This window comes from Propionivibrio sp. (assembly GCF_017995515.1).
GTDB lineage: Bacteria > Pseudomonadota > Gammaproteobacteria > Burkholderiales > Rhodocyclaceae > Propionivibrio.
This window is the reverse complement of sequence record NZ_JAGOIT010000023.1, coordinates 32,939-38,078: the sequence shown is the minus strand read 5'-3', so window position 1 is coordinate 38,078 and position 5,140 is coordinate 32,939. Positions and strand designations below refer to the sequence as shown.

The following is a 5,140-nucleotide window of genomic DNA, read 5'->3' as shown; positions in this document are numbered from 1 at the left end:
CTGTTGTGCGTCGGAGAACTTGAGGTCGATCCCGGCTTCCTTGGCGGCTTCCTTGATCGAGACTGTGTTGGCGGTACGCCATTCGCTTTCGGCACCGACCTGGGCAAAACCCAGCGTGATTTTCTTGTCAGCGGCAAAGGTCGGCATGGCAACGGCACCGGCGAGAACACCGACAACCAGAGCGGACAGCAGATTTCTTCTTGACTTCAGCATTGTTGTATCTCCTATTCGATAACAAGACCAACCATGAATTGGCGGCCCCAAGTCACCTCCCCGAGGAGGACTTTCCCGACGAACACCGTTGGCCAATCCCAGATATCAGCCGCACGGCACGCGTTCAGGCAATTGCACTGTTCAGACCGACCGCACCCAGCGCCCCCACACACGAAAACAAGCTGGATGTCAGACGAGACCTACCAGTCCTGCTACACCAATCCGCAATCACTCGCTTTAAATCCGTTGACACCGCTTGCGAGCAATTCAAGATCAATGCTTAAAACAACGGTACAAGTACAGTTATTTTTCGTCAACTATTTTAGTTTGTTTATTCAAAAACCATTTTTTGCACTTTCCACGCCAAACACTTGGACATGGATAATCCGGGGGAATCAGCAAAAAAATGCAAACTACAAAGCCGACAGCATACACACCATGGCAAAAAAAGCTGCCCGGAACAGGCACCCAAACGCGCCTCATCCGGAACACATCCAGAAAAGACCTTACACATCAGCACATTGGAAGAACCCGACCCGCGATACGAATGCGCACTCTTGTTATCGCCTAAATAAGACCAGCCCCCGGCAATTCGTCAAACCTGAAAATGATAATAGCCCCCTCAACACCTGTCCGTAAGGAACTGTCTGCCCAACATATGGATTGTTGAGCTACCTTGAACAGCAACTTTCCGAGCAGTTGATATCGAGTGAGTTTGACTGATACATATAGAGCAAAGAGGTCCAGATACGGGATCATCGCTCGGCCGCGGCCAGTGACGGCCCCCGACGCTCCACGATCGGCTGGTCGGGATCGCTTTCGGGCGATAGCGGAATGTACCCGACACGAGGAATAACCGCATGATTTAGATGGATTTTATGAGCCGATCTGAAGTACGATGGCGAATGCACCAAGTGGAAGGAGCCCCACCTTCGATAGTTGCAGACCGGCACACGCGGCGTACTGCCAACCGATATGACGGCCAACCACCTCGCTCTCGGAGAAGGCTTCAAACATGGACAAAAACGACTAAAGTTTTTATATATCAGCTTTTTTAGTTTGTTTTGATATAATTCGCCAATTAGCCGCTTCATCGCCCGCCACCAGCTGGCGAACTCTCAACCCAACGTCAAATAAGGACCCGACATGTTTGACCCAACTGATCATCCGCATCGTCGCCAGAACCCGCTGACCGGAAACTGGGTGCTGGTCTCGCCGCATCGAGCCAAGCGCCCGTGGCAGGGTCAGCAGGAAACGCCGGACCGCTCGGCTCGGCCGGCACATGATCCGGAGTGCTATCTCTGCACCGGCAACAAGCGCGTCACCGGCGAGCAGAATCCGGAGTACACGGATACCTTCGTATTCACCAACGATTTCGCCGCGCTGACCGTTGACGCGCCCGACGCGCCGGCCTCGGCGAATCCGCTGTTCCAGAATGGAAGCGCGCGCGGCACGAGCCGTGTCGTGTGCTTTTCGCCCGACCACAGCAAGAGTCTTCCCGAGCTTTCGCCGGCGGCCATCGAAAAGGTGATCGACACCTGGAGCGAACAGACGGCCGAACTCGGCGCCAAATATCCGTGGGTGCAGGTCTTCGAAAACAAGGGCGCGATGATGGGCTGCTCGATGCCGCATCCGCACGGCCAGATCTGGGCCAACAGCTTCCTGCCCAACGAGGCCGCGACCGAGGACAAGCATCAGCGCGCTTACTTCGAAGCACACGGCCGCCCACTGCTGCTCGACTACGCGACGCAGGAAGCCGGCGGTGAGCGCGTCGTGGTCGAAACCGCGCACTGGCTCGCCGTCGTCCCCTATTGGGCGGCTTGGCCGTTCGAAACCTTGTTGATGCCGAAGGCGCGTGTCGCGCGGCTACCCGACCTCAGTGAAGCGCAACGCAAGGATCTGGCAATCGCGCTGAAGAAACTGACGAGCCGCTACGACAACCTGTTCACGTGCTCCTTCCCCTACTCGATGGGCTGGCACGGCGCGCCGTTCAGTGAGGGCGACCAGGAACACTGGCAACTGCACGCGCACTTCTACCCGCCCCTGCTGCGCTCGGCGACCGTGCGCAAATTCATGGTCGGTTACGAGATGTTGGCCGAATCGCAGCGCGACCTGACCCCCGAGCAAGCCGCCGATCGCCTGCGCGCGGTGAGCGACGTGCACTTCAACGAAATCTGAAAATCCGGGACGGAAACTTCCATGCTTCCACTGCAGAAAACCACGCAAACCTTTATCTCCGCGTTCGCCAGCCAGCCGACGCTGTCGGTCCAGGCACCGGGCCGGGTCAACCTGATCGGCGAGCACACCGACTATAACGGCGGTTTCGTCCTGCCGTGCGCGATCGACTATCACACCGTGATCACCGGCTCGCGGCGTAACGACGACCGCGTGCGCGTCATCGCGGTCGACTACGACGGAGAGGAAGATGAATTCGACCTCGGCAAGCCGATCCAGCCACGCAAGAACCTGCTCTGGGCGAACTACGTGCGCGGCGTCACCAAGCACCTGCTCGAAGCCGGACATCGGCTGGGCGGTGCCAACCTCGTCATCAGCGGCAACGTCCCGCAAGGCGCCGGGCTGAGTTCTTCGGCCTCGCTCGAAGTGGCGACCGGGCAATTCTTCAAGTCGCTGTTCGACCTCGCGATCAGCCCGACCGAAATTGCGCAGATCGGCCAGCGCGCCGAGAACCTGTTCGTCGGCTGCAATTGCGGCATCATGGACCAGCTGATCTCGGCGCAAGGCAAGGCCGGCCACGCGCTGCTGATCGATTGCCGGAGCCTCGAAACCCAGTCTTTCTCGATGCCGGCCGACCTGGAGGTCGTGATCATCAACTCGAACGTGAAGCGCGGCCTCGTCGGCAGCGAGTACAACACGCGCCGCGAGCAGTGCGAGGAAGCCGCGCGCTTCTTCGGCGTCAAGGCCTTGCGCGACGTCGATCTCGCCACCTTCGAAGCAAAGTGTGGGGGACTCGATCCGGTGGTCGCCCGCCGCGCGCGCCACGTCATCACCGACAGCCAGCGCGCGATCGATCTCGCCGCCACGCTCAACGCCGGCGACCTGGCGAAGATCGGGCAGTTGATGGCCGACTCGCACGCCTCGATGCGCGACGACTTTGAGATCACCGTGCCGCCGGTCGATGCGCTCGTGCGCATCGTCAAGGAAGCCATCGGAAACGCCGGCGGCGTCCGCATGACGGGCGGCGGCTTCGGCGGCTGCGTCGTGGCGCTGGTTCCGCACGACCTCGTCGACAAGGTCCGGCAAGCGGTGACGGCACAATACAAGGCGGAAAGCGGACTCGAAGCGTCGATTTACGTCTGCCACGCCTCACCGGGCGCGGGACTCTGCAACTGATCATCAAGCGTTCGGGGCGCTCGTCAGGCGCCCCGAACCCTATTCCGCAGAAGGCAGCAACTGCGTCCTAGACGCCTGTCCAGGCGGCCAGAAACTCGTGCCAGTGCGGTTTATCCAGCCGCGCCAACTCGCTGCGCACGAAGTCAATCTCGGCGTCGTATTCGCTGCGCGACAGTTCGCCGCGCATCAACCGGAAGCGCAGCGACACGAGGTAGGTGTTCATCACGTCGGTTTCGCAATAGTCGCGGATTCCGGCGATCTCACCGTTCTGCCACGCTTCCCAGACCTTGCTGCCGTCCATGCCGAGCTTGCCGGGAAAACCGATCAGCTTGGCCAGGTCGTCGAGCGGCGCATTGGCGCGCGGCTGGTACATCGCCAGCAGGTCCATCAGGTCCAAATGACGCGTGTGGTAGCGGCTGATGTAGTTGTTCCACTTGAAGTCGCGACTGTCCGCATAGTCGCCGTCGCCGAGATCCCAATAACGCGACGCGACGACGCCGTGGATCAGGCCGCGGTAGTGCAGCACCGGCAGGTCGAAGCCGCCGCCGTTCCAGGAAACGACCTGCGGTGTGAACTTCTCGATGCCGTCGAAGAAGCGCTGGATGATCTCCGCTTCGCCCTGCTCGGGCTCGGCCAGCGACCAGACGCGCAGATCCTTGCCGGCACGCAGCGCGCAGGAAATCACAGCGACGCGCTGCAGATGGTGCGGCAGGAAGTCGGTGCCATTCTGCGCACGCCGCTGCTGGAAGGCGAGTTCCGCGACTTCGGCGTCGGACAGTTCCGGCGAAAGATCGTGCAGGCGGCGCAGCCCCGGCACGTCCGGGATGGTTTCAATATCGAAGACGAGGACGGGATGCATATCAGGCCGGGAACACGCCGGTCGACAAATAGCGGTCGCCGCGGTCGCAGACGATGCTGACGATCGTCGCATTCTCGACTTCCTGCGCAATGCGCAAGGCGACGGCCATGGCGCCGCCGGACGAGATGCCGGCAAAGATCCCCTCCTCGCGCGCGAGGCGGCGCGTCATTTCCTCGGCATCGCCTTGCGATACCGATTCGACGCGATCGACGCGCGAGCGGTCGAAGATCTTCGGCAGGTAGGCGTCGGGCCACTTGCGGATGCCCGGAATCTGCGAGCCCTGCTCGGGCTGGCAACCGACGATGCACACAGCCGGATTCTGTTCCTTGAGGAAGCGCGAAACGCCCATGATGGTGCCGGTCGTGCCCATGCTGCTGACGAAGTGCGTGACGCGCCCCTCCGTCTCGCGCCAGATCTCCGGCCCGGTGCCTTCGAAATGCGCCTGCGGATTGTCGGCGTTGGCGAACTGGTCGAGGATGATGCCGCGCCCTTCGTCGCGCATCTTCTCGGCAACGTCGCGGGCCAACTCCATGCCGCCATCCTTCGGAGTAAGTACCAGTTCGGCGCCGAAGGCACGCATCGTCTGCCGGCGCTCGACGCTCTGGTTCTCCGGCATGACCAGGATCATCCGGTAACCGCCCATCGCCGCCGCCATCGCCAGCGCGATGCCGGTATTGCCCGAAGTCGCCTCGATCAGCGTGTCGCCCGGCTTGATGT

At 61.0% G+C, this 5,140-nt stretch carries 5 protein-coding genes and 1 pseudogene; 3 read left to right on the top strand and 3 right to left on the bottom strand.

The window, feature by feature from the left end:
• Positions 1-213: pseudogene (locus tag KBA32_RS05810) on the bottom strand (LacI family transcriptional regulator); the annotation flags it as partial.
• 186 nt (positions 214-399) lie between these two features.
• Between KBA32_RS05810 and KBA32_RS05805 the strand changes: the two are divergent.
• The 3 genes from KBA32_RS05805 (at position 400) to galK (ending at position 3,564) form a co-directional block, all read left to right on the top strand.
• Positions 400-852, top strand: a complete 453-nt coding sequence (locus tag KBA32_RS05805; RefSeq protein ID WP_294356406.1) for a hypothetical protein — start codon at positions 400-402, stop codon at positions 850-852.
• A gap of 507 nt (positions 853-1,359) precedes the next feature.
• Complete coding sequence (locus KBA32_RS05800) at positions 1,360-2,391, top strand: UDP-glucose--hexose-1-phosphate uridylyltransferase (RefSeq protein WP_294356405.1); 1,032 nt, start codon at positions 1,360-1,362, stop codon at positions 2,389-2,391.
• Positions 2,392-2,412: 21 nt separating this feature from the next.
• A complete protein-coding gene (galK, locus tag KBA32_RS05795) occupies positions 2,413-3,564 on the top strand; it encodes a galactokinase (RefSeq protein WP_294356403.1) in 1,152 nt (383 codons plus the stop codon).
• 67 nt (positions 3,565-3,631) lie between these two features.
• On the opposite strand, the gene KBA32_RS05790 is transcribed toward galK, so the two are convergent.
• Both KBA32_RS05790 and cysM read right to left on the bottom strand, forming a co-directional pair.
• Entirely contained in the window at positions 3,632-4,423 is a 792-nt protein-coding gene (locus KBA32_RS05790; RefSeq protein WP_294356401.1) for a 3'-5' exonuclease, read from the bottom strand.
• A gap of 1 nt (position 4,424) precedes the next feature.
• On the bottom strand, positions 4,425-5,140 hold a 716-nt coding region (gene cysM / locus KBA32_RS05785), incomplete at its 5' end, for a cysteine synthase CysM (protein WP_294356399.1).